A 25,009-nucleotide genomic window follows, 5' to 3' on the forward strand; every position below is an offset into this window, starting at 1 on the left:
CGAGCAGGCCAGCGGCCTCAACAGCCATCAAAACGGCACGAGTCAGCCAATCAGATACCCGAACATCGCAAGGCCCGAAAAGACTCGAAAAAGGCGCACGCAATACGCCATTTCAAGTGGAATAAAACGAGTCCAAGCGATAACATGGAAATGCAAGGTGATCGGGACCGCAAACCCGAGAACCGAACTCATCCAACACGTAAGGACTCATTACCATGACGTCGGCCATCCACCGTAAACACCACCAGAGCATCGACCGCGCCGTGCAGGCACTTCAGACGCAGCCGCCGCGCGTCCGCACCGCGCTCACCGAACTGCGGAACATCTTCACCGACAGCGGCGAGAACCCGCCCGCCATCCTCGCCGCCTGCGCGACGCTGCTCAACACCGACGCCGCGACCAGCGGCGACGTCCTCGCCGCCGTGCGCAACGCTCACGCCGAGTGGGACAGCTACGGCGAACAGGAACGCGAGCTGTTCACCCGATGCGTCTACACCAGCCAGACCCGCCGGGACGTCGCCGTGACCGACGTCAACGACGTGACAGCCATGCTGCGCGAGACCCCCCGACGGATCGCCGACGCACTCAACGGGTTGCGGTGGCTCAACGCCCAGACCAACCACGAACACCAGGCGACATTCATCGTATGCGCGACGCTGCTCAAAAACCCCAGCGTCGACCACCCCGCCATCGTGGACGCCATCCAGACCGCCCATGACCTGTGGCCGACGCTCACACCGAACATGCGGACCCTGGTCACCGCGTGCGTGCACGCCAGCAAGGCCCGCGCCGAACGGGCCCGCGCCCGCGCCGCCGCGCAACAGCAGGCCATCGACGCCGGGACGCAGGGAGTCACGGCCGAAACCCGGGAGCCGCACCGGTGCGGCTCCTGTGACGGCAACCTCGCCGACACCCCAGACCTCCCGTACTGCTCGAATGCCTGCCGCCGGGAAGCCGAATCCGCGCAGCTCCCCCGGCCAGACGAGGACACCGCCGCAGCGGCCGAGCCGACAACCGCAGCCGAGGCCACAACCGCCGAGCCTCAGCAGGCCGCCCCGGCAGCACACGACGAGCCCGCGACCACGGCGAAGCCCCGCGCCAAGCGCGACGGTCGGAAGGCGAAGCGGAAGGCCGCGCATGAACCCATCGAGCAGAAGGCCGCCCGTCGCCACCTCGCCGGTGAAGTCGAAGCCGAGTACGACGAGCAATGGCGCCAGATCCAGCAGGCGATCCCGTCCGCCGGAATCGTGCGCAAGAACGAAAGCGGCGTCGACGCCTACGAGCAGGAACGCCAGCGCCACCGCGACACCGACACCAGCCGGGAACTGATCAGCGACCTGACCGGCCACCAGGTCAGCGAAGACGACTACGACCGAATCGCACTGCGCCCGGTCGCACCCGGCGGACTCTGCACCGCATGCAACCTCGAACGCGCCGTCATCGAACAGCGCGCCCAGACCTCAGACGACCGGTGCGAGCTGTGCCGAGACCGGGACATGCCGCCGCTGTCCGCGTTCGCGCCGACGCGCGAACTCGCCGCCGTCGCCTAATCACCCACTCGCCAGCGGGGGCACCCGGACCGGGTGCCCCGCCCCTGCCCACGAGGAGCCACCACCGTGCGCACCTTTGATGACGTCCTTGCCGACATCGACCGTGAGATAGCCGCCGCCGACACAATCGCGACCGACGCGCCCGTACCCATCGCCGCCTACCTACGCGAGCTTCTCGCACGCCACGCACGGACGCTCACCACATCGAACGGCCTGCCGCTCGACGTCGTGCCTGCCAACGCGATCCGCAGCGAGCTGGAGCACCTCACCCGGACAAGCCACCCCGGCCACGACACGCGGTCCTCCATCCGATGTGGCGTCGGCTGCGGGCACATCGACTGCGCAAACCGTCCGTTTTAGACGCCCACCCAGCGCACGAGCGATCGCAGCGCGACCCACGTGCGACGCCTCTAGCCTCAGGAGACCGTCATGTCCGACACCACCAGCACGCCCGACTGGATCGCCCAGCACGCCGCGCGCCGTACCGCAGCACAGATTCCGACCGATCAGCCGCGCGCCGTCGCCGTGTACCTCCGTACGTTGCTGAGCCAGTGCACGGAGTACGCGACCACGACAACGGGCGGGCCGATGACCGAAGTCGTTCCCGTCGAGCAGATCCGTCACGCTCTGCGGTACCTCACCAGCCTGTAGCAACCCTCGCGCCGAGAAAGCGGCCGCCGATCTTGCGATCGGCGGCCGCTTTCGTGTCCGCGTTTCTCGGGGACCGCGCAGGCGCCGGCACACGGCGCCAGGGGCGCCTTTGTGCAGGCGCCGGCGCTCGCTACGAAATTCCGTCGCCCCCACCTCACCCAACCACCGACCTCACCCCGCCCACAACCTCACCCCAGCCCGCCACCACACCACCCCCGCACCTCCCTGCCGCCCTCACCCGCCCGCCACGCCACCCGCCCACGCCTCACCTACCCGGCCCCCGGCCCGGCCCACAGCACGTCTTGCAGACGTTCTGAACCAGGTGGATGCCGCCAGATTTTCGGCGTAGTCTGATGTGGACATGATGGGCTTGCGGAAGCTGAGCCCTGGTGGTCACGAGTACCTCACGAACACGGTGGCGTGCGCCGATCGCAGCCGTGAGCTCGAACCCGGCGAGCTGTTAAGTGACTACTACCTCTCCCGTGGTTACCCGGCAGGCCAATGGTTCGGCGCCGGAGCAGAGCACTTAGGACTCTCCGGCGCAGTCACCCCTGTCCAGATGAACAGCCTGTTCGGCGAAGGCCGAAACCCGCACGCCGACGCCATCGAAGCCGAGATGATCGCCGACGGCGCCACCGCCGAAGAGGCGTTGAAGGCAACCCGGCTGGGCCGTCGCTTCCCGCAGTACTCCGAGCTGGATCACCTACGCAGCCAGGTGTCGCAGGCCTACAGGGACCACAACGTTCTCCATGGTCGTCCGATCGGTGCGCCGATCTCCGCGGCCACGCGCGCGGAACTGCGCCGCGGGGTGCAACTGCAGGCTTATCGCAAAGCCCACGAAGGCCATGGGCCTGCCAGCGACACGGAGCTGAAGACGTGGCTGGCCGAGCAGAAACGCAACCTGAAGAGCGCGGTGTCGGGCTTCGAAATGGTTTTCGCGCCCGACAAATCCGTGTCGATCGCGTGGGCCATGGCCCAACCGGTAGAGCGGGAGCTGATCGCCGGCATGGTCCGCCAGGCCGCGCGTGACACCTTGTCCTATGTAGAGCAGAACGTCGCGTTCACCCGCCGCGGGAACATGGGCGAGGCACAGGTCGACGTCGACGGGATCACGGCGGCGCTGTTCGAGCACTGGGACTCGCGTGCCTCGGACCCTCATCTTCACATCCACGCCCTCATCTCGTCGAAGGTCAGGCGCAGCGACGACGGCGAATGGACAGCGCTCGACGGCCGCACCATCCTTGCCGCGACCGTCACCGCGTCGGAGTACTTCGACAGCCGCCTGCGTGACCTGTTTCGTGAGCAAGGCGCGTCTTGGGTGCAGCGGGGCGCGGAGGGCGTGGACATGAAACGCCCGGTGTGGCAGCTGGAAAGGATTCCAGTCGAGCTGGTGAAGTTGTTTTCCCAGCGCCACCGCCAGTTCGAAGCCGCTCGGGCCAAGCGCATCGTCGAGTTCACAGCTCAGCACGGGAAGGAGCCGACGCCGAAGGACATCTTTGCGATCGACCGCGCCGCCCAGTACGACAACCGGCCCGGCAAACAATCTCCGAAGACGCTGCCGGAGCACCTCGCGGCGTGGCGCGAGCACGCACTCACCCTCGTTCCCGCGACGGTGCTGGACACACTGAGCCGGGCGGTGTTTCTCAGCGGACGCGGACAGCCGGACGCGGTCGACATCGCCAAACTCGCCGAGGTCACGCGGGAGGTGGTGTCGGACAACTACGCGCACTTCTCCTGGTGGAACCTCGCCGCCGAAGCCCACCGCCAGTCCGCGCACCTACGGATGCAGGCCGACAAGCGCGGCCAGCTGATCGTCGATGTCGTCGATACGATCCTCGCCCAGCCCGACACCCTCGCCCTGGTCGGGCCGACCGCAGTCAACGAACCGGCCTCGTTGCGTCGGCGGGACGGCGAGTCGGTGTTCGTTGAGCACCACTCAACCCGCTACACCACCTCCGCCACCCTGGCCGCCGAAGGCGACCTGGTCGCCTGGGCGCGCCGAGGCGGCGGTCACCGGCTGCGCATCGACACCGTCGAGAAGGCACTCGCCGGCCAAGGCCTCAACGCCGGGCAGACGGAGATGGTGCACCAGTTCGCCCGCTCCGGACGGCGGCTACAGCTCGCACTCGCGCCGGCCGGGGCCGGGAAGACCTCGGCGATGAAGGTCCTGGCGAACGCATGGCGGCGCACCGGGCACCGCGTCTATGCCTTCGGCCCGTCAGCCCGGGCGGCGCAGGAGCTCGGCTCGTCAATCGGCGCGAAGCCGCACACGCTGCACCAGCTGACCACCGCGCTGCGGTTCGGGTTCGCTCGCGTCGCGTTCCCGATGGAGGCCGGGGACCTGGTGATCGTCGACGAAGCCGCCATGGCTGGCACCCACACCCTGCACAAGGTCGTGAAGTACGCACTGAAGAACGGCGCGGACGTGCGACTGATCGGGGATGACGCGCAACTGGCCGCAGTCGAAGCCGGTGGCGCGATCCGGCTGATCGCCCACGATGTCGGCGCCGTGCGCTTCCGGGAGATCGTGCGTTTCCGCAGCGAAGACCGCAAGAAGCAAGCCGCGGCGTCGTTGCAGATCCGGGCGTGGGATCCGAAGGGGCTCGAGTACTACTTCGACAGCGGCCGGGTTTCTGACGGGTCGCTGGAGACGATGCGCGACGCCGCACGGTCGCGCTGGCAGGCCGATCTCGATGCCGGTGTGCAGTCGCTGCTGATTGTGCCGACCAATGAGGACACCGTCGCGCTCAACATCGACGCCCGCGAACGGCGTCTGGCCCGTGGTGCGGTCGAGCGGGGTCGGGAGGTGGAGCTGCACGACGCCACCGCCGCCGGGGTCGGAGACTGGGTCGTCACCCGCCACAACCAGCGATTGCTCTCGCTGTTCGGCGGGCGTGACTTCGTCAAGAACGGCGACGTCTGGACCGTCACCGACGTCCACGCCAACGGCAAGATCACCGTTCAGCATCGGGTCCACAAGGCCGCGATCACGCTGCCGGCCGGGTACGTCCAGGCGCACGTCGAGCTCGCCTACGCCGCCACCATCAACCGCGTGCAGGGCATGACCAGCACCGGCAACGCCCACCTGCTGGTGCCGCCGACGATGACCCGCGAGCAGTTCTACCCCGGCATCACCCGCGCCATGCTGCGCAACTTCATCTACGTGGTCACCCACCACCACGTCATCGACCAGCACCGCGAAACCCCCGAACCAGTGTCGCCGTGGTCGGTGCTGACGGGGGTGCTGAACCATTCCGGCGCCGAGGTCTCGGCGACCGAGACGTTGCGCGAGGCGCAGGACGAGGCAGTGTCGATGGGCACGCTGGTGCTGCGCTACAACTACACCGCCACCTACCGCGACGAGGACCGCTACCGCGCCATCCTCGCCCGCCGGGCGCCCTCCACCGTGGACTTGGACAGCGAGCCCGCGTTGATCCAGACGCTGCGCAACGCTCACGATCTCGGCTGGGAACCCGACCCGCTCGTCGCCGCGGTCATGCGCTGGCGCCAGTCCCTCGACGAGGCCGATAACCCCGGTGCGGCGCTGCAGGCCCGGATCACCACCCATCTCGGACGCCGCCAGCCGCCCTCGCCGACCGCACCACCGCAGCCGGCCGACCTGACTCGATGGCGGGGCATCGTCGACGCGATCGCCCCGCACGCGGCCGTCGAAGACCCGGAATGGGAGAAGATCTGGGTCCGCGCGGCTGGTGCGCTGGCGGTCGGGTTCGACGTCGACGCCGCGCTGACCGTCGTCGCCCATCAGCTCGCCGCGCGTCCGGTCGTGCCGGATCCGATGCCGGATGCCCGGTACGCCGATGCCGCTCTCGCTGCCGAGCTGGAGCGCCGAGGTGAGCGCGATGAGGCCCATCAGCGGGCCGTTCCCTGGCTGGCCCGACCCGACTTCGCCCACGTCCGCCACCATCCAGGGCACGCCCAGTACCTGCACGAGATGAACCACGCCATCGCCGAGCGTGTCGAGCACCTCCGCGCTGCGGTGATCCGCGAGCAGCCCGAGTGGGTGTCGGGTCTCGGGCCGCGGCCGGACAACCCGATCGCCGCCGAGGACTGGGACGACCTGGTCGGCCTGGTCGCCGCCTACCGCGAGACGTTCCGCATCGACAGTGAGGCGCCGCTGGGCGCCAAGCCTGGCAGCCGCGGCGCGCGAGCACACGCCTGGCACGTCCTCACCGAGCGCTGGGAGTCCTTCGGCCGTGCGCAAGCGACAGCCCCATCGGCGCCCGCGCAGCCGCGCGCGATGGCTCACACCGCCGACTTGGACGAGGTGTTCGCCGAGTTCGATGACGTCGAGGAACGCGTCGTCCTCGAGCCCCTGAACGTGCTCATTCGCCGCTACGAGCTGCTGGCGCGCGACGGTGATGAGGACCGTTACCTCGATGTCCTCGCCCGCTACATCCCCGACGCGGTCAACGCCAGTGCCGAACAGGCCGCGTTGGCGGCGCTGGCCCGCGCGCAGGACCGCGGGTGGCAGGCCGAACGCCTCGTCCGCGACCTGGCCGACGACCGCGGGTTCAGCTGGGCCCAGGATCCGGCTGCGGTGCTCACCAAGCGGGTCAACGAGCACGTCGGAACCCACGATGCACCCGCTCGGATCGCGCCAGCGACTGACGAGCAGGTCGACCGGTGGCAGCAGATCGTCGCCACGCACCTGCCCGATGCCCCGGTGACCGATGAGCAGTGGGGCATCGTGTGGCGCCACGCCGCCGGCGGCGCCACCGGAGGACTCGATCCCGACACCGCGCTCGCCGACGCGGCCCGCCAGGTCGCCGAGACGACAGCCGGTGCCCAGCACACCGCCCCCCGAAGGACCGGCGTCGCGCTCGTCAGCGCCCTCGTCCGCCAGCATGATGCCGGAGAAGGGCACCACTCCGCCTTACCCTGGCAGGCCCAACCCGATCTAGCGCACACGGCCAAGTACCGCGGTTCGCTGGAACGGCTAGCGACCCTGAACGCGGAGATCACCGCAAGAACAGAGCAGCTGCGGGACGAGGCAGTGCGGGCGCAACCGGCTTGGCTCGCGCGCCTCGGCGCCCGCCCCGACGATGCCGCGCTCGCGCGGCAGTGGGACCAGGTCGTCGGGCTGGCCGCGGCGTATCGTGAAACGTACGGAATCACCACCGCCGACGCTGCCTCCCCGCTCGGCAACCAACCCATCGGCGACGACCTGCGGGCCGACGCCTGGCGTGACATCACGCGGCATTGGAGGCACCTGATGACCACACCCGACCCCGAAGACGCCGCATCGGACATGATGCTGACCCGCGAATCACTGCGCGACGCGGCCGATGCCTATGTGGCACGGTTCGATGCCGAGCTCGCCGCTGAGAAGGAACAGGAAGAGGACGCCGAAGCGGAGACGACGGCGGCCGCGCGTCGAACCGAATCGGAGGACGAACTGGTCGACGGCCAGGACCACGGTTACGGTGAAAGCGCCCACCGCGGTCTCAGCTACTGAGCCATCCACCGACGACATTCGACGAGGACGGCCACTGATCGATCACGTCGCCGTCCTCACCGGACATCGTAATTCGCCCGGGATTCCTCTACAGGCCTGACTCGCTGTCGTCGGCGGCCAAGCTTCTGCTTCTTCGTGGCCCCAACCTTCCTGCACCGTGCGCGCTTCCTCGGCGACGATGTGGGTTCCTTGACGACGATCGGCTGGCCGTCTTCTCCGCAGTCGAGCGAACCACTCCGTCCCCGGCCGGACACGGGACAGCGACATTGAATTCATCGATCGCGTGGCGGGGTCCTTATTGGGATCAGGTCCGGGACCTGATCGAGGGCTGGTCCTCTCGGCTCTGTTCAGATGATCGAGTGGGCGTGAGGGACGGCTGGGTTCCCGCCGACGTGCAATGGCAGTGGACGAGAGGGCGAACATGCAGATCCGGCACGCCCCCCCGGGCGAGCGGCTACGACTCGGCCGAACCGCAACACCGAGATGATCATGTCCACGCCCGACGCACACAAGGAGCGCTACTCGACTGAGGGAGGCAGCGTCATCATACGATGGGGCCTGCGCGACAATGTGACGTTGTGAAGGTCCGGAATCAGGTGCGCCGACGGTTACAAGTGGTGGCCTTCGTGGCGACCTGCGTGTTCAGCTTGGTCGGCAACCTCGCCACCAACACCGTCGACGTCGACTGGCGCTGGTGGCCGCTGGTCACCTGGGGCTCTACGGGCTTGCTGCTCCTGGTGACGGTGTTGCTGCAGTTCATCCCCGTATTGAGCGACGAATCCGCTGGTGCGGTACCAACTTTGCTTGCCGGGGTGAAGCGGCAGTCGGTCGACAAGGTGGTTGCCCGGCGGCTGCGCAACCCTGCGCCGATCAATCTGCGATGGTCATCGACGGATCGAGATGTGGCCGCGAGTCGGCACGTTGTGCTGAACGAGGACCGTGACTCCAGCTGGCAGACCGCTCCGCTGAGCGGCGACATCGGCCAAATGGCCGACGCGTTTCTCGGTCGGCTGCCACACCGTCAATTGGTCGTACTCGGAGGACCCGGCGCCGGGAAAAGCGTGCTCGCAATGCTATTCACGCTCGACGTCGCGAACAGGTACGCGCAAGACGGGTTGGTGCCGGTCCTGTTGCCGATCGGATCGTGGAACCCCGCCCTGGAGGACATCGAGGAGTTCATCACCCGAAGAATCTCCGAGGACTATCCCGAGTTAGCCGGAGCTGGCAGCGAGCTGACCCAACTGATATCGACGGGCAATTTGCTTCCCGTGCTCGACGGCCTTGACGAGCTTCCGGTGGTTTGGCAGGGCAAAGCGTTAGACAGACTAGAGAGCTGGACCGTCGCCGCACGCCCATTGGTGCTCACCTGCCGAAGCGTGGATTACCACACGGCCACCGACTGTGGTGCCATGCTGTCGACGGCGGCCGTGGTCGAGATCGAACCAGTCACATCGGCACAAGTGATCACTTTTCTCTCCGAGCCGCCGACCGCCCGGGCCCGATGGCAGCCGGTGCTCGACAAGCTGGACGAATGTCCGACTGGTCTGCTGGCACGGGTGCTGTCGAGTCCCCTCATGGCCTCGATTGCACGAACCGCGTACCGAGCGCGGGTGACCGACCCGAGTGTGCTCCTTCGGTTCGATAACCAGGAGCTGCTCACCAAGCACCTCTTCGAGGCATACCTCGCAGACGCCTGTTCCGATGAGCGCCCAGCTTCCGCTGACCCCACAGCGGTCGAGGCTAAGGGGCAGTGGCTGAGTCGACGCCACCGCTGGTTGACTTTTGTTGCGTTTCAGATGGCACGAGCGGGAACCCGCGACTGGGAGTGGCAACGCCTCACTCCCCAAGCCCCAACCCAAGCATCTCTCCTGGTGCGTTTACGGGCCGTCTCGACGCTCTCCCTTTCTGTCATTGTGACAACGGGTATCTTGGCGCTCCTGGGACTACCCATACCAATATGGTTCTTGTGTCTCGTAGTCGCGATATCCTTACTAGCGGTTGCCTTCTTCTCCTCCGACCTGAGACGGCCGCCAATCACCTATTGGCTAGCCGGCCTGGTGATCGCCACGACAGCCGCGGTCACCTTCGGAGGCATCCTCGCGGCGGTGTCCAATACTGGCTGGCGCGGCTTCACCAATAGCATGGTGGCTATCGGGGGGCTTGCAATGATCGACTACCTGGTGACCTCCCTGCACACCACGTGGGGCGTTGCGTCGCTGAAACAAAAGCGACTTAACCGAAACCTCCGTGTCTGCACCGTCTTCGCGTGCGTTTTTCTCCTCGGTGCGCTCACTGTCAAAATGACCAACACAGGTGGCGCAGGCGCGCTCGCCGTGACGAGTTACGCGCTGCTGTTCCTGAGTATCCGCGCCTTACGCTCACCGAAGGCGCCGGCAAACCGACATTTCATACCGTGGCCCGGGTTGACTGCCCTGCGACACCGCGCCTCCGTCGCCGGTCTACTGAACGGACTGGTCGCGGGTTGTCTGATGGCGATAGCAGCGGCGGTCTGCCAACCGGAAGCGGTCGGCACAGCGGGGCTTGTCGGGATGGTCATCGCGGGCACGTTTTCGGCGTATCTCGCCGGGCTCCGCGAGTGGCTTCGGTTTCGGGCCGCCCATTTCGGATTGGCACTGCTGGGTTGGCTTCCATGGCGGCTTCGGCATTTCCTGCAGGACGCGCACGCACGTGACCTCCTTCGACCGGCCGGTGTTGTCTGGCAGTTTCGACACGCCCTGCTTCAGGACCATCTGGCCGAGCCGCTGCTGTTCGCGCGGCTGGAAGCCATTGCGGACAGCGACGCGTACGTGGCGGACTACGCGAAGGTCCGCCTCGCGAGCCTCATGGCAAAGAACGGTCAGATCGATGAGGCGATCTGGCTACTCGACCGAGTAGCGCGAGGCCACGAGCCCGCTGCCTGCTACGCGGCACGACAACTTCCGATGATTCTCGCCGATTGCGGCAAGTTGACTGAACTGCGCGCACTGACCGATGACCGCTCCGTCTACCTCGCCAGCGCGGCCGCTCTGAGGCTGTCGGACGTACTCGACCAGCAGAGTCGGCCTGAAGACGCGATCGACGTGTTGCGGGCCGCGCTCATCCGCGACAGCGACGAATCCAATGTTGCCACTCAGCTTGCACAGCTGTTGGCCCGGCACAATCGACTCGACGAGCTACAAGCCCTCGCAAGCGGAGTGGGCGAGGGCGCGACGGCCGCGACAGTCCAGCTCGCGAATACTCTGGTCGAGCTCGGTCGACCAGACGAAGCGTTGGTGGTGCTGCGTGCTCGTCTCGATCGGGGCCCGAAGAGCGCGGGAAAGGTCGTAATTCTGCTGGCGAAGCTGCTCGCACGGAAGGAACAGGTCGATGAAGCCGTCCGACTTCTCGAAGAACGGGCGGGCGTGGACGAGTCAGCCGCGAAGGAACTGACAGCCATCCTGTCCGAACATGGCCGACTCGATGAACTGCACAAGCTCGCAGACGGCCACACGTCCTACAGCGCAGCGTTCGCGGCGCGGCTGGTGGCGGACACACTCGTCCGACAGGGTGAACTCGACCAAGCGATCAACCTGATGCGTGTGCGAGTCACCCGCGACGAGGTCAACTACGAGCAGGCGGACCGCGTCATCCAAATCCGATTGGAAGACCACATGGCGTCAACTAAGCTGCTGGCCGACCTGCTGGTGCAGAACGGACGAGCGCAAGAAGCCGTCGAGCTGCTCAGTCCTCACGCGAACGACGAGACCGCCACGTACGGCCGGCGGCGTTGGCAGGCCACCCGGTGCCTGGTCGACGTCCTTATCGATGCTGGCAAGCTCGACGAGGCGGTAGCCGTCTTGCGGAGTCGCGTCGACCAAGCCTCCCCATACTCCGCGGACGCCGCCGAGTTCCTAGACGAAATCCTCAAACAGACCAACCGCGGTTAGTGGTTAGGGTCGAGCGAGCCAGTCGCAGGAGAAGCTGGACAATCGCCGGGAACAGCAGCGAGACGGTGACGCGGCCGACGATCCCAGTAGAGAGCACCCCGACAGCGACGCTGCGGCGTCGGACGACGATGGTGTCGACGATGGCGTCGAGTACTTCGCTAACGGCGAAGGACACAGCGGGCGCTGTCGCTACGGCGACAGTCAGCAGCGACGCCCGGAATCCGGCGAGGCGTTGTACCCAGTCCCGCACAACGAGCACCGGACCCGCCACGTACACCGCGGCGGCAGCGTGCAGGCCGAATCCGACACCGACAGCACCGACGTGCTCGGCCAACCAGTTCGCACCGACGGCGCACACGATGTACCCGATTCCCAGGCCATCCGGCGACCCGCATGCGCGGTCACGACTGGCTCGGCGCGCTCTTCGGAGCGGTGCCACCGCTTTCAACAACTGCCTGCGCCTCCCGTTGGCGATGTTCGAGGGTGAAGCGGTCCGGACGAGCCGGTGCACCGGCGGTCTTGTGCCCGTCGGATCGGCAGCGTTGATGGACCCACTCGGTGGCCATGCGCTCGGCGAAGCTTGGGCGCCAGTGGTCGTGCCAGTACTGCGCATCGCGGGCGGTGGCCTTCTTGCCCAGGTGGGCTTCGCGCCAGGTGTAGGCGAGGGTGGCGATCTCGGCGACAAGGCCGGGATGGTCGAGCCAGCAGTCGGGGATGGCGAGGGCGCGGGTGCCGAGATTGCCGACGTAGGTGTCGTTGTAGTACTGCACGAAGTGCGCGAGCGTGAACAGCGGTGTTTCCCCGCGATGTTCCTTGTCCTCGGCGGCCTCCGGGGGCAGGAACGTCAGCCACCGCGCCAGTCGCGGATCGCTTTCCGGCTCGTCGGTCAGTTCAGCGAGCCTCTCCGACAGCTGCTCGATCTGCCGTCGCAGGGCCCTGGCCACCGTCTCCAGCCCGGCGACCGCCTCGTTGAGCTCGTTCAGCGACCGCGGCTCCGGTCCTTCCCAGTCGACGGTTCGTCCGTCGTGCTCGGTGGCGTTGTCGGGGCGCGCGGCGATGTCGTCATCGCTCATCGCGGATCACCGTCACCGGGCAGCGCCAGCGGGTAGCCTTCTGTCGTGATCGCTGCCCTGCCGGAGCGGATTGTGGTGACGTCCGCGTCGATCTGCGGCCAGTCGGGCCGTTGCTCGACGTCGACGGTACGGCCAAGGATGGGCCGGAGGTTGCCGTGCAGGATCAGGACGCGGCCCCGGTCGAGGGTGCGGATGTCTCCGGCCCGGTAGGTCGGGACGGTCTCGGCGCCGATGGCGGAACGCCCGGCGGTGAACATGCCATCGGCGTGCTGTTGGTAGGTGCGGCGGCGGTGCTGCCCGGCTAGCGTCGAGAGCCATTCCAGGGTCTTGTCGTCTTTCAGCCCGGGGAACACGCTCAAGGTGAGGGTGTTGTCGATCAGCTGCAGTCGGCCCGGCTCGCCGTAGAGCTCGTCCAGCTGGGAGCGCGACTGCGCCGACCAGTGGATCAGGACGCCGCGTCCGGCGGAGTCGGCGATGATCGCGGGCAGCCGAGGCACCGGCGTGCCGGCGAACAACTCGTCCAGGATCGCCGTGGCCGGGGGTTCCAGCCGCCGACGCTCGCGGTGCAGTGCGGTGTCCTGGGCCGTGGTGAGGATCTGCTCCACCAAAGCGGTCAGCACGGCGCGGGCCTGCGGAGCCTGATGTTCGCCGGCGACGATGAACAGGCTGCCGTGGGCGCGCAGGAACTCGTCGATGTCGAGTTCCTCGTTGGGCGCGGGGGTAGCGAAACTGCGGATGGCGGGGTTCATGAACGGCTCGATCGCCCGTCGGACCGACATCCAGACCGCGTCGGAGGTCTCGGCGACCATCCCGATTTCCGACTCGAGGTTCTGCGCCAGTTGCGGATACTGCTCTTCCAGCAGTTCGACAGGCTCGCGGTCGGCAGGTTTCGCGATCGACCAGCGCACGAGGTGGTCCACGGTCCGGTGATGCATAGCCGCGGCGAGCAGATAGGCCTGCATGACGATCATCGCCCGGCCGCGGAACACCGCGTCATTGCCGCCGACGTTCTCCAGCCCCAGCGAGGACGCTTCGATCAGGGTCTCCGCGCGACGTAGTGCGACGGCGGGGTCGGCGCAGCCAGTGACTGGTGACCAGCGGGCGTGCGCGGGCCAGGGCAGCGTGCCGGTGGCGTCGATCACCAGCACCGGGCCGGCGTTCGGGCGGCGGGTGCGGGCGAGCAGGCCCCACTCGGCGAGGTCGGTCTTCGTCGTCGACGCGATCAAGGCCCCCGGTGCGGCGAGGACCTTGTGCACCAGGTCGGTGCGGCTTTTGCCTGAGCGGGTCGGTGCGATCGTTCCGGTCGGGGTCTCCAGCGACGTCACCAACTGCTGGCGGCGAGGCCCGCGGTGCGACGGAACCGCGATCTGCTCGACCGGCGCGGTCCGGCGTTGCTCGACGGTGAAGTCGGCGCGGGTCCAGGCCGCGGTCTTGCGCGCCGCCGCGACCGACAGCGCCTTGTCCATGTCGCGGCGGGTAGCATGCCCGCCATCGGAGGGCGCCACCCGCCGCCAGATGGGGATCGCAGTACCGACCGTCAGGCCGGAGGCGAGCATGACGATCGTGGTGAACCAGATGTAGAACTCGACCTGGTGATCACTGACTGCGCTGGCCCACGGGGCCGGCAGCACCGGCCCAGGATCGGCGGCGTGGAAGGCGACGGTGAGGGCGAACTCCAGCCAGGCCGTGGCCGGCGGCCACGTCCAGATGCCGGTGCGAAACCCGGTGACCAGGACGGCGGCGGTGACGATGATCGCACCGAGGGCGCAGAGGATCACCAAGGCGGCGACCGCAAGACCCATCAGGGCGACGTCACGGTCCAGGTTGAGTGTGTCGGTGCGTGTGCGCGGCATGAGCCGCTCCTCCCGGACAGCAGGAGGGCAGCGGCGTCCCGAGATACATCAGAGTGGGCTCCCTCCCGGCGGCGGGGAGGGCGAACTGGGGTCGGCGATCCGGCGGATCGCGACGATCTTCGAGGTCCAGGCCGACAGGGGTTCGAGGATGACGCCGGTGTCGATGTCGTAGGCGTCGACGATCAGGCCGTGCCCGGCGTACATCCCAACGTGCCGCGGCACCTGCGCGGTGCCGAGTGAGCCGGGGATGAACAGCAGATCGCCCGGCTGTACCTGCTCCAACGAGGAGACAGCGTTTCCGGCGTGGACCTGGCTGACCGTCCCGGCCGGGATCCCGACTCCGGCGGCGGCCCAGGAGACGAGCATCAGCCCGGAGCAGTCGTAGGCGTCCGGGCCTTTCGCACCCCACACGTATGGTTTGCCGAGCTGGCCCAGCGCGAACCCGACCGCGGCACGCTGACGGACATCGTCCGGCAGCGTGAACCCCGGAGGAAGCTTCGTCGGGTCGACCTGACCCGGGTCGCGGGGGACGTCGGACCCGCCCTGGTCCGGGCACAGCGCCTTCGCCTGCACTGCCTCCGTGCCACCACCGGGTGCCACGGGTGGAGTTGGGTTGTCCGGGCCGGTCCAGAAGCGACCCACGATCGCGGCGGCGGCAGGTTCGCGTGGGGCGTAGCGGTCGGGGAAGCCGCTGTGCTGAACGGCCTGCTCGGCCCGGCCTGGGGCCATGGTGTCCCAGCCGGGCAGGGCGATGAGGGCGTCGAGGAACTTGCCGGTGGCGTAGACGGGGTTGAGGATCTGCTCGCGGGTGCCCCACCCCTGGCTCGGGCGCTGCTGGAACACCCCGAGCGAGTCGCGGTCGCCGTACTCGAGGTTGCGCAGCCTGGACTCGACCATCCCGGTGGCGGTCGCGAGGACCGCGGCCCGCCGCGGCAGGTGGCGCTGCTGAACGACGTCGGTGATGGTGCGGGCGATGTCCATCTCGCCGGCACCCAGCTGCTGGCGGTCGATCACGACCGAGCCGCCGCCCGGACCGCCCTGGTCGCAGCCGCTCAGCTGGACGATCGTCGCGGTCACCGAGGGCCCGATCATCAAGGCCAGCACCAGGATCGGCAGCAACACCACCGCGACCAGAGCGCCGGCCACGCCAGCGAGCATCCCGTGGGGCCTCATGACGGCATCGCCGAAACGTCGTTACTCGGTACCAGGTTTGGCTTCGAGACAAGCTGAGAGTTCGTGTCGAAGATCTGCCGCTCGATCCGGCTGAGCACCGTTTGCACTTTGAGGCCAGTCCGGTTCTCGATCTTCCACAACGCGCGCCCTTGCCGGTCGTTGGCCCAGCCCGTAGTGGCTTCGTGTTCCTTATCCGACAGAGCAAGAACGTCAGCCAGCTCGCTCGCCACGCGGGTCGACTGTCCTAGCAGGACACGGATCGAGCACAGGGCTAGCAGATCCCGGGCGATGGCGACCTCTTGTGAGCCGGTGGCGCCGACGGAGAGGAAGTCGCCTGGCTTGTGGCTGACCAGGATCTGGATCTTGCGTTCCGCGCGGGACAGGCGCAGTTCACTGTCGACGGCCTGGACCGCGCGCAACCCGAGGCGCAGTTGCCGCCAGATCTCGTCGCGGACGACGATCCGCAGTTCCCCGTCTTCCTGCAGATCCGTGGCCAGTGCCGACCATGATCCGAGGCAGGTCAGCGCGACGGCGACGGCCTGGTCGCCACGGGTGCGCAGCCGCGAGAGGTCCAGGCTCTGGATGGGGGCGTCCCAGTCGACGGTGAAGTTCGTGGGGGCGTCGAACAGTCCAGCCAGCGGGCCGCTGATCAGGTTGGCGAGCGCGTCGGTGATCGAGCGCAGGTGGTCGAGGCACTGGCGGCGGCCGGCGAACCGCAGCTCGCGCCAGAGCTGCTCGTCCGGGTCGGCCAGCGCCCGGTGAACGTCGGGGATGGTGATCGGCTTGAGGCGGGTGTAGCCGTCGCGGACGCCGAGCAGCTGCCGCAGCACAGCCGAGAGCGCCGCTTCGTCGGTGACGGTGGGCCGGTAGCCCTGGGCTTCCGCGAGCGCGACCAGCAGCTGCACCCACCGGCCCAAGACCCCGTCGAGCTCATCGCGCTGCCGTGCGATCGACCACGTGTCCCAGTGGGCAGCGAGCGGTCCGAGGTCCAGGGCGTTAAGTCGGGCGGTGCTGCCACGGCCGAGCATGATCGGCGTGACACCGAGCGCGTGCAGCAGCGGGGTGTATTCGCCTTTGACGTCGCCGGAGATCAGGGTGCGGACGCCGGTGAGCATCATCCGCAGCAGGAACGCCACCACCGTCGAACTTTTGCCCCGGCCGGGCTCGCCGAACAGGACCATGTTCGGGTTGGTGCAGATGGAGCGCAGGACGAACTCGACCGGGTGCAGGTAGAACGCGCCGCCGGAGTGGACGTCGTAGCCCATCCGCGCACCGACCGCCGGTAGCGGGCTCGCCGCCAGCAACGGGAACAACCCACCGATCTCGTGCGTGCCGGCCTGATACACCTGCAGCGGCGCCGCGACCGGCGACCACCCGCATCCGGGCCGGGCGAATCCCCGCCGCGGCGCAGCCCGCTGGTTCAGGCGAGCATTGCGGCCGTCCGGACGCCGGCGCCCGGGTGAGCGGGTGCTGACCGCGGGTCCGAAGGTGGCGAGCAGTTCCGCGGCAGTTCGTTCCTCGACACGGCGGGTCACGACGCACCGCCGCGCAGCCGGGGCAGCCCGATGCCGACCGGGAGGACAGCGGCGACGAACCCGGCGTCCTGGGCCAGTTCCATCCGCAGCAGCTGGAAGCGGCCGGCGATGTCGTTCTCCAGCTTGGCCGCGTGGTCCTCGACGTTCCAGGTGTCCGGGATCGTGACTGCGGCGGCGACGGCGAAACGGACGATCCCGTGCCCGGCCGCGACCGCGTGCTCCTGCGCCCGCGCCCCGCCTGCCTCACGGCCCTCCGCGGCGCCAGAGTTGAAACCCTTGGAGGACTTCCAGTCCCGCACCACGCCGGTACGGAACCGCAGCCGACGCACGGCCTTGCGGGACCGGTGCTGGGACAGGGTTTCGTAGTGGATGGCGAGGCTGCGGCGCTCGCCGGCGGTCTTGACCGCCAGCAGCCCACCGAGTGACCCGAACACCGTCCCGGCCTCGGGCATCAGCACCGAGTAGGACACGGTGGCGAAGCCGTCGTGGTAGTAGGCCCGCGCCGAGGGTGCCGGGGCATGCACGGGACCGGCCGTCGCCCAGCGCACCCCGCCATCACCCTCGGGTTGGTGGCGGCGCGCGGCGAGCGTGGCGGCGGTGGCCGGGTTGAACCCCGTGCGGATCGCCACCGCCAGCTCCGGACCCGAGAGCCACTTCACGCCGGTGGCGCCGAGGGACTTCAGCTTGTCCTCGAGTCCGTCCAGCATCCGGTAGAGCACCGCGGCCCGGCCGGCGACCCCGCCCCCGGCAGCGGCGGCCGGACGGCGGAGGGCGTCTTCGGTGCCGGACAGGGTGACGAACACTTCGTGCCGGACCGACACCGCCCCGACCAGCCGATCCAGCTCCTCACTCGCCTGCCGCGCGAGCGCGGGAGCACCTGGAACGTCGTGGTCGGCGCGCCAGGCCTGGTAGTCGGCGCCGTCGTCGGGGACGGTGCGCACCAGCAGGGTCATCCGGTCGATGACCTCGCGGTGCCCGATCGAGAGCAGCAGGTTGCCCAGCCGGTTGGCCAGCCGCTCGCATTGGGCGTCCGACAGCATCCCGACTCCGGCGTGGGTCAGGCGGGCGGTGGCGCCCCACCGCCCGTCGCCGGTGTCGTGGATCAGGCACACTCGGCCCACGTCGCGCAGCGGTGGTCCGTCGGGGAACCGCAGCCGGGCCAGCACTCCGGGCAGATCTGGCTCGTCGAGGTCGGTGGCTTGGCCGGTGACCGCGCGCGACTGCCACCGCGACCAGCCCAGCGCGATCCCGGCGCGGTAGAGCAGCAGATGCCCCAGCCACCGCAGCGCCGGACGGCCGCGGACCGGCACCACGACCAGCGCCGCCGCTGTGCCGCAGAACCCGCCCAGCACCAAGGCTTGGCCGAAACGTCCGGCGGCCAGCGCGAGAATCACCGGGACGGCGAGCCCGACGCACACGAACGCCTGCACGGGTGTCAACCCGATGATCCAGCCTGCCCGCTCTCTGCGAGACAGTCCTTTGTAGATTCGGGTCGCGGTGCTCACAGCAGCACCGCCGCTTCCTCGGCCTCGCCCGCAGCAGCAGCACCACCGCCGCCGTCATCCGGCGGCCCGCCCTCGGGCTTCGGGACCGGCGGTGTCGGTGGCCCGGTATCTCCTCCCGGGTCCAATGGTGGCAACTCGCCGCTGCCGTCGTCATCGTCGGCTGCAGGCCCGGCTGCGCTCACTCCGCCGGTATCGCCGGTTTCGGGTGTCGGCGGCTCCGTCGTCTCGACTGCCGGGTCGGTTCCGGAGTCCTGTGCATCGCCGCTGCCAGCCGCGTCAGCGTCGGCCGCGTTGCCGGAGGACGTCGTGGCGGCATCGTCCGTCCCGTCAGGTGCGTGCTCATCACCCATCGAGTCAGACAGACCGGTGGTCGTGTCGTCGTCAGCGGCAGCTTGGTCGAAGCGATCGACGTTCGCCTGCTCCTGGCTATCGCCGTCGCCGTCGTCGCTGCCGTCTTCTCCCTTATTTTTCCGATCTTTGCGGGCCATTTTCCCGAACGCGCCAGCGGCGCGACCGGCGATGCTGTTATCGCCGAAGGAGTCCAGACCGGCATCGGCAAGCTTGTCCCGGAACACGCCCTGCGGATCGGAGCCGGGGTCGACGAACGCGAACAGCTTGAACAGCACCAGCGGCACACACAGCGCAAGGAACAGCACCCCGATGCCGGCCAGCAACCCGGACAAGCCCTGGGCGCCGCCGACGATCGCGACCGCCAGCACCAGCACGAACGCCAAGGCAGGCTTCATCACGATCGCGACCAGGCCCCAGCGGACCACTTTCCAGTACCACCGCGCGGTCACCTCCGCCACCAATCCCGCAGCCGCGATGGGGATCGTCGCGACCACGACATAGATCGCTGCCTCGCGGAACACCGCCTCGAACGCGAACCCCAGCCCGGCCGGGATCACCCCGAAGGCGCCGGCCAAGCCGAGCACGATGTTCTTGACCTCATCGGACAGCGCGTCGGTGAAACCGGTCATGTTCAGCGCGTCGCGGAAGTTCCCCACCCGCAGCCCAGTCGACAGAATCGCTTCGGTCAGGCCGTCGGCAGCGGCGAGGAACGCCGCCACCACACCTACAGTCACCGCGAGGGCGACGCCGTACTGAATCGGTCCGGTGATCAGGCGGACGAAGCCGCGGCCACCGTGCAGAACAGTGGTGATGATCTGCCAGAAGAACATCCCCAGCGCGATGACCCCGGAGATCCACAGCGTCATCGGCCACAGGATCGATACCGGCCCGTCCGTGGTGGACACGGTGAAGATCGAGAACTGGTCGACAAGTTCGAAGGCGGTCCGCAGGATGAACAAGGCAGCGGCCCAGGTGGCCTTCATGAGCGGCTCGAAGACGCCCGCCGCGGTCGCGGCGACCGCCTTGCCGGCGAGGCCGCCCAGCTCGTCGAGCAGATCCAGCGGGCTCACCGCGCACCGTCCCGGTTCAGCGGCCGGTAGCCGGCCGCGACCGATTCGGCGCTGCCCGGCCACGCGCAGGCGGCGTAGGCAGCGCGGGCGCCCGGGGCGATGCGCCAGGCGGCCCCGGTCCAGCGCAGGGCCTGGCAGTCGCCGATGCCCATGCTCGTGCTAGCGCCCTGGTAGTCGAAGCTCAGCTGACCGAGGGTGCACACCACCGCGAACCGTCCGCCCTCGGCGGTGCCCTTGATCAGGCCCTGGGACACGTCGTAGGTCACCGTCAGCCCGGGTGTGAGCTCGCCGGGACGGATGCCAGCTTCGTTGCGGAATGACGTCAGCAGTGCGAGCGGCCCGCTGCCTTGCAGGGACGGGGCGTGCGGGAGCGCAGCTTCGCCGTACGCCCGCGCGTAGGTGGCGGGGTCGCCGCCGCGCAGCGCTGTCTCGTTGAAGTCGGTCAGCCAGCCCAATGCGCCTTCCGCAGTCGCTGGGAAGCCGTCGGAGAGCACGCGGTCCGCGATCGGCGCCGGTCGCGGGACGGTGATCGTCGGACCGGCCGTGGCGGTGGTGAGTTCATGCGGCAGGGCTGCCTCGGGCGGCAGGGTCAGCATGTGACGGGTGGCCAGCGCGGTCGCCTCGTCGACCGGCCCTGTGGAGGTCGGTGAAGGTGCGACGCCGGGCGGAGTCTCTGCCGGCGACGGTGACGGCGGTGCTGTGGCGTGCCGGGCAACCAGCACCACGGTGACCGCGACGACGAGCAGGACGACGACGATGATCAGGCGGCGGGCACGGGTGCGGGCGCGTTGCGGTGTCGCGGTGAACATGGCTCAGCCGCCCGCGAAGCTGTTGATGAGCGACCAGCCGATGCCGTAGAGGATCGCGCCGGCGATGGCGCAGAGCATCATGACGACGCCGACTTTCCCCGCTCGGTGATGGTCGACCCAGCGGCCTCCAGCCCAGACGATCAGTCCGATGAAGAATCCGGCAACGAGGGCAACGCCTGCGGCCCACTTGACGTTGTTGAGCAGCCCGAGGATCTTGTCGCCGCCGACGGTGGGCTGTACCGGTGTCGGGTTGGGGATCTGGACGAGCCAGTCGATGACACTGTGCGCGGACATCGCGCCCTCCACATCGCACCGCCCGACGTCACGTCAGGCGGATCAAGTGGGAGGGCGTTGAAGTTCGTCTCAGCTGAACGGCGGGACGGGCTCAGCCGGTGTCGCGGCTCTCGCGTGCGCCAGCGCGTCGTTGCCTTCGAACGCCTAGACGGCGAGTCCGCTCCGGCAGCACCCGCCAGGAGCGGAGGAGGTGCTCGGCCTGCGTACGTAGCGACGACGGTGTCACGTCCGCGGTGATGCCGTGGGTCGCGACCTCACGACTGTGGGGAAAGAACACCGCGTCGGATAGCAGGACGCTGGTGCGGCGCCCCGCGGTGCCCGCGACTCCCTTCGGCCAGCGGCGAGCCCCGACGACGAGCAGTTGCGTCGGCGGGGTGACCGCGGCCACGCGAACCCACGGGGCGAGGCGCGCCAGGACCTGTTCGGCGTGCGCGAGTCCGGGCACCGTGGGCCGTACCACCAGTGCGGGAATCGGTGACGGGCTGCCGACGCGCAGCCACTGTCCCGGCCCGAGCGCGGGGTCGGTCGCGAGCCGCCAGATGTCGTGGCCGATGTCGACCACGGTCACGTCGACGCTGCGGCCACCGCCGGGATGCCAGTACGGCGGCGGTGGGAACAGCACCGGCTCGACGGCGGTCTCCGCTACGTCGAGGCGCGCCAGGACTGCGCGGGCACGCCGGGAGAACCGAATGCCGGCTGCCAGGCCGGGCGCGTTCCGTCGTGGCCCGTCTGCCCGCGCGGCGCGTCCCAATCCGGAACGGACCGGATCACCTGCGTCGACGAGCAGAACCGAGCAGCCCGCCAGCTGGAGCGCATCGGCGATCGCGACAGCGGTGCTCGTGGCCCCAGCCCCGGGAGAACCCGCCAGGATCGGCAGGACCCGGCCGAACGGCGACCAGTCGACCAGCTCGACCGCCTCCTCCGCGGGCGTGGCCGGCTGCCGCTCGGTCTCAGACGAGTCCACACGGGAGTAAGCATCAGCGGGTGGGTTCTCGGATATGACCATGACGGCCTCCCCTCAACGGTAGTGGTGCGCCGGTGAAGGGTGCGGCGGTCACATCGGGACCGTGCTCCAACCCCCTGGTCGGGGTGGCGTGGGTTGCGTTCTCTCGATAATCCGAAGATAATCGCAACGAGTGTGGCTCTTTGCTTCGATGGTAGACGCAACTCGCAATGTGTCAAATACCGACCACCGCGCCGAAGGCCAACACCCAGCGGTAACCGAATAGGTGGGGGCGACGTGGGACGACGGCTGGACAATGAGCCGACTTTCGACAGCTGGGAAACGACGTCACCGGCCTACCTGACCTCGCCGATGCCGCGACGCACCTACGCTGCCCAGCAACAGCTCACCCTGGACCTGCTCAACCTCGACACCTTCGCCGAGCGCCTGACATTTCTGTTCGACCACGCCTCGACCTACTACATGCTCGGCGGTGACCCGGTCGTCGATCCGGACGAGATCGCGCGGCTCGCCGCCGAGGAGGCGGCAGGGTTTCAGAGCTTCACCGCCCGGGTTCCACTCGTGGCGAGATGGGTTCAGGCTCGCACCGGGCTGCCCTTGGCCAAGCAGGCTCTGCACAACTTCAAGGGCGGGGTCCGCGAGAACAGCCGGCCGGCGATCACCCGGGCCTTGGCCGAGTTCTGGCAGATCCACCCGAACCTGCTGGACCCCAGCGTCCCGGCCGCGGAGTTCGACTTGCCGTATGACGAAACCGACCGCCGAACCCACGAGCTGGTGACCGAGCTCGGGTTGCTCGGTGTCAGCGCCCGCGACATCACCAGCTCGCTGGGTGAGGCACGCGAGGCCGACAAGCAGCAACTGCTGAAAGTGCTGGAGCGGATCGCCCAGACACGCCGCGACACCCACCACGGACGATCCAGTTGACAGCGCACCTGCCGTAACCACAGGTCATGCCGTACTGCCGCTGCGCTTCATGGAGCTCAATCTCTCCGCCAAGCGCTGAACGCGACGCTGTCCGATCAGGTCTCCCACCGTGGCCAGCCACGCGAGCCGGTGGCCGTCGTCGATGTGCAAGCGCTCGGTTTCGGGCCACCATGCCTCCGCGTCGACGCCATCGCTGTCCGGCGTGTGCGCTGCTGACGGTTGTGACAGGTGCGCGACGACGGTGGCGATCGCTACCTCGATCTCAACGGCTGCGGCGGTCGGTTCGATGTCGTCACCGTCGTGGCCGAGCTCCCCGAGTTCGGCGCGGATCCGGCGCTGTATGCGCGGGTCGATCAGCCGATCGACGATGAGCAGGGCATCGTCGATCTCGACCAGCTGCTGCGTCAGGGTCAGCGGTGGCCGGCTGCGATGAGCAAGCAGGATCCGCACTCGCCGCCACAGGTGCTCGACTGCGGCCTCCTGCCGCGTCCGCCTCCGCTGGTCGAGGCGGTCAAACAGCGTCCGGGTGGCCGCGGCGAACACAGAGCCGACGACGAACAACGCCAGACCGGCGGCATCGGTGAAGATCGCGAAATGAGCTCCATGGGGCGAATGGCGCGGGTCGACCAGCAGACGGAGCACCACTCCGAGCCGCCAGGCCAGCCCGCCCAACGACACCGCAACGCCCAGCTGGGCCAGGACGACACCGCCGCGCACTCCCGCCACCTCGCCCAGCGCCACCACGGTCAATCCCAGCAGGAGCAGCGCGAGCCAGCCGACCATGTAGGTCAGGTAGATCGCGCTGTAGAGCTGCGAGGGCAACGTCGGGTTCCGAGGTGACCCGAACCAGGACGAGCGAGCTCCGGCCAGTACATACAGGGTGACCATCGCCGCCGCGCAGACCATGAAGATCGCGACGACGGCCGGCATGGGAAGGCGAAGCTGCCCCAAGGTGTGCAGGAACCCGGCGGTGCACACCATGGCCAGCATCGCCAGCAGGTTGTGCGCCACGATCCCGGCGTTGTGCAGTCCGGTCAGACGATCGACCCAGTCCAGGGTCATCGGGTCCCCCGCGGCCAGCGACAGGGCCATGCAGGCGATGCCTGCGGTCAGGAAGTGGCGGCTGAGGGCGTAGCCGACACCGCGGTTGACCAGCGTCTTGCGGGCCGCTTCGGCCACGCCCGCGGCCGAGGCTCCGTACCAGGCGAGCGAGACCGCGTCAGGCATCGGCGCACAGGTGCCGGCGGGATCCAAACGCTGCCCGCAGCGCGGTCCTGCCTGGCGGCAGCCGATCCCGCTGGCGCGCCGCTCCGGTCTGCACGTGTGCACGAAGCAGGTAGGCGAACTGCTCAGCCTCGGCCTCCCAGCGGTCGCCCGGGTGTGCGCGACGCCGGCAGAGGAGCTCACCGGGGTGTCCGAGCACCCAGTGGCCGACCTCGTGGAAGGCGATGTGGGCGACGTGAGCGGGTGCCGCTTTAGCCGCGACCATGAGCCAGCACTCCTCGCGCGACCGCGCCAGCAAACCGCTGGCCCCACCGCGGGTCGTTGACATCCGCCCGAGGACAACGGTCATGCCGCGTTGCTGTCCGACCGCCTTGAGGAAGGCGCGTAGTTCGAACGGGTACCGGATCGGCAATGTGCCGATGATGACTTCGCAGCGCCGGATGAACTCCCGATCATCGCGTCCTGTGGTGTTCACTTTCTCCCCTGAGTGCTCGTCGGATCCAGCCGGTCCCCACCAGCCGTCGTGCCCACACTCCTCGTACCGATCTTCATACCGGCAGGTCAGAGCGTTGCAGCCATCCTGACGGACACGGTCCGCAATCGAGGCCCTGCCGCGCCACATTCGGCCCAC

General features: G+C 68.5%; 18 protein-coding genes. 6 read left to right on the forward strand and 12 right to left on the reverse strand.

Translation table 11 applies throughout. From position 1 onward, the window contains the following. Positions 1 to 215: 215 nt before the first annotated feature. The 5 genes from ACIOD2_RS47430 (at position 216) to ACIOD2_RS47450 (ending at position 11,603) form a co-directional block, all read left to right on the forward strand. A complete protein-coding gene (locus ACIOD2_RS47430; protein ID WP_400552380.1) occupies positions 216 to 1,550 on the forward strand; it encodes a hypothetical protein in 1,335 nt (444 codons plus the stop codon). Positions 1,551 to 1,616: 66 nt separating this feature from the next. Then, the gene (locus ACIOD2_RS47435; RefSeq protein ID WP_400552382.1) at positions 1,617 to 1,910 is read left to right on the forward strand and encodes a hypothetical protein; all 294 of its coding nucleotides are present in this window, start codon (positions 1,617 to 1,619) and stop codon (positions 1,908 to 1,910) included. A gap of 69 nt (positions 1,911 to 1,979) precedes the next feature. Continuing rightward, positions 1,980 to 2,201 carry a hypothetical protein gene (locus ACIOD2_RS47440; RefSeq protein WP_400552383.1) on the forward strand — a complete coding sequence of 74 codons (222 nt, stop codon included), beginning with the start codon at positions 1,980 to 1,982 and terminating at the stop codon, positions 2,199 to 2,201. A gap of 361 nt (positions 2,202 to 2,562) precedes the next feature. Next, positions 2,563 to 7,677 (forward strand): MobF family relaxase, encoded by a 5,115-nt coding sequence (gene mobF, locus ACIOD2_RS47445; RefSeq protein WP_400552385.1) that lies wholly within the window; start codon positions 2,563 to 2,565, stop codon positions 7,675 to 7,677. Positions 7,678 to 8,255: 578 nt separating this feature from the next. Then, positions 8,256 to 11,603, forward strand: a complete 3,348-nt coding sequence (locus ACIOD2_RS47450) for a tetratricopeptide repeat protein (protein ID WP_400552387.1) — start codon at positions 8,256 to 8,258, stop codon at positions 11,601 to 11,603. On the opposite strand, the gene ACIOD2_RS47455 is transcribed toward ACIOD2_RS47450, so the two are convergent. The 10 genes from ACIOD2_RS47455 to ACIOD2_RS47500 form a co-directional block, all read right to left on the reverse strand. Beyond that, positions 11,581 to 11,937 (reverse strand): hypothetical protein, encoded by a 357-nt coding sequence (locus ACIOD2_RS47455; RefSeq protein ID WP_400552389.1) that lies wholly within the window; start codon positions 11,935 to 11,937, stop codon positions 11,581 to 11,583. The two genes, ACIOD2_RS47450 and ACIOD2_RS47455, sit on opposite strands and share 23 nt — an antisense overlap. 67 nt (positions 11,938 to 12,004) lie before the next feature. After that, positions 12,005 to 12,676, reverse strand: a complete 672-nt coding sequence (locus ACIOD2_RS47460) for a hypothetical protein (RefSeq protein ID WP_400552390.1) — start codon at positions 12,674 to 12,676, stop codon at positions 12,005 to 12,007. Further along, positions 12,673 to 14,529: a type IV secretory system conjugative DNA transfer family protein gene (locus ACIOD2_RS47465; RefSeq protein ID WP_400552393.1), complete on the reverse strand. Its 1,857-nt coding sequence runs from the start codon at positions 14,527 to 14,529 to the stop codon at positions 12,673 to 12,675. Before ACIOD2_RS47465 ends, ACIOD2_RS47460 begins: the two co-directional genes overlap by 4 nt. Before the next feature lie 48 nt (positions 14,530 to 14,577). Beyond that, positions 14,578 to 15,675, reverse strand: coding sequence for a C40 family peptidase (locus ACIOD2_RS47470; RefSeq protein ID WP_400552395.1), 1,098 nt, complete (start codon positions 15,673 to 15,675; stop codon positions 14,578 to 14,580). 23 nt (positions 15,676 to 15,698) lie between these two features. Then, positions 15,699 to 17,237 carry an ATP-binding protein gene (locus ACIOD2_RS47475; protein ID WP_400552396.1) on the reverse strand — a complete coding sequence of 513 codons (1,539 nt, stop codon included), beginning with the start codon at positions 17,235 to 17,237 and terminating at the stop codon, positions 15,699 to 15,701. Continuing rightward, a complete protein-coding gene (locus tag ACIOD2_RS47480) occupies positions 17,234 to 18,742 on the reverse strand; it encodes an SCO6880 family protein (protein WP_400552399.1) in 1,509 nt (502 codons plus the stop codon). Before ACIOD2_RS47480 ends, ACIOD2_RS47475 begins: the two co-directional genes overlap by 4 nt. Further along, positions 18,739 to 20,163: a hypothetical protein gene (locus ACIOD2_RS47485; protein ID WP_400552401.1), complete on the reverse strand. Its 1,425-nt coding sequence runs from the start codon at positions 20,161 to 20,163 to the stop codon at positions 18,739 to 18,741. Before ACIOD2_RS47485 ends, ACIOD2_RS47480 begins: the two co-directional genes overlap by 4 nt. Then, positions 20,160 to 20,972 (reverse strand): hypothetical protein, encoded by an 813-nt coding sequence (locus tag ACIOD2_RS47490; RefSeq protein WP_400552403.1) that lies wholly within the window; start codon positions 20,970 to 20,972, stop codon positions 20,160 to 20,162. The genes ACIOD2_RS47485 and ACIOD2_RS47490 overlap by 4 nt, the downstream gene beginning before the upstream one ends. A 3-nt stretch (positions 20,973 to 20,975) precedes the next feature. After that, positions 20,976 to 21,266 carry a hypothetical protein gene (locus ACIOD2_RS47495; protein ID WP_400552405.1) on the reverse strand — a complete coding sequence of 97 codons (291 nt, stop codon included), beginning with the start codon at positions 21,264 to 21,266 and terminating at the stop codon, positions 20,976 to 20,978. A 91-nt stretch (positions 21,267 to 21,357) separates the two neighbouring features. Further along, positions 21,358 to 22,230 (reverse strand): hypothetical protein, encoded by an 873-nt coding sequence (locus ACIOD2_RS47500; RefSeq protein WP_400552406.1) that lies wholly within the window; start codon positions 22,228 to 22,230, stop codon positions 21,358 to 21,360. Positions 22,231 to 22,506: 276 nt separating this feature from the next. Here ACIOD2_RS47500 and ACIOD2_RS47505 point away from each other — a divergent pair, with 276 nt between their 5' ends. Continuing rightward, entirely contained in the window at positions 22,507 to 23,154 is a 648-nt protein-coding gene (locus tag ACIOD2_RS47505; protein ID WP_400552408.1) for a hypothetical protein, read from the forward strand. A gap of 24 nt (positions 23,155 to 23,178) precedes the next feature. On the opposite strand, the gene ACIOD2_RS47510 is transcribed toward ACIOD2_RS47505, so the two are convergent. Further along, a complete protein-coding gene (locus tag ACIOD2_RS47510; protein ID WP_400552412.1) occupies positions 23,179 to 24,381 on the reverse strand; it encodes a DUF6545 domain-containing protein in 1,203 nt (400 codons plus the stop codon). Continuing rightward, complete coding sequence (locus ACIOD2_RS47515) at positions 24,374 to 24,853, reverse strand: hypothetical protein (protein WP_400552414.1); 480 nt, start codon at positions 24,851 to 24,853, stop codon at positions 24,374 to 24,376. The genes ACIOD2_RS47510 and ACIOD2_RS47515 overlap by 8 nt, the downstream gene beginning before the upstream one ends. Between the last annotated feature and the right edge of the window lie 156 nt (positions 24,854 to 25,009).

The sequence above is a fragment of the Amycolatopsis sp. NPDC088138 genome (assembly GCF_044741685.1).
GTDB lineage: Bacteria > Actinomycetota > Actinomycetes > Mycobacteriales > Pseudonocardiaceae > Amycolatopsis.

Coding starts and splice junctions, on each gene's coding strand:
- ACIOD2_RS47495 (WP_400552405.1), bottom strand. CDS start 21,266: ATGTCCGCGCACAGTGTCATCGACTGGCTCGTCCAGATCCCCAACCCG.
- ACIOD2_RS47440 (WP_400552383.1), top strand. CDS start 1,980: ATGTCCGACACCACCAGCACGCCCGACTGGATCGCCCAGCACGCCGCG.
- ACIOD2_RS47430 (WP_400552380.1), top strand. CDS start 216: ATGACGTCGGCCATCCACCGTAAACACCACCAGAGCATCGACCGCGCC.
- ACIOD2_RS47490 (WP_400552403.1), bottom strand. CDS start 20,972: ATGTTCACCGCGACACCGCAACGCGCCCGCACCCGTGCCCGCCGCCTG.
- ACIOD2_RS47460 (WP_400552390.1), bottom strand. CDS start 12,676: ATGAGCGATGACGACATCGCCGCGCGCCCCGACAACGCCACCGAGCAC.
- ACIOD2_RS47465 (WP_400552393.1), bottom strand. CDS start 14,529: ATGCCGCGCACACGCACCGACACACTCAACCTGGACCGTGACGTCGCC.
- ACIOD2_RS47510 (WP_400552412.1), bottom strand. CDS start 24,381: ATGCCTGACGCGGTCTCGCTCGCCTGGTACGGAGCCTCGGCCGCGGGC.
- mobF (WP_400552385.1), top strand. CDS start 2,563: ATGATGGGCTTGCGGAAGCTGAGCCCTGGTGGTCACGAGTACCTCACG.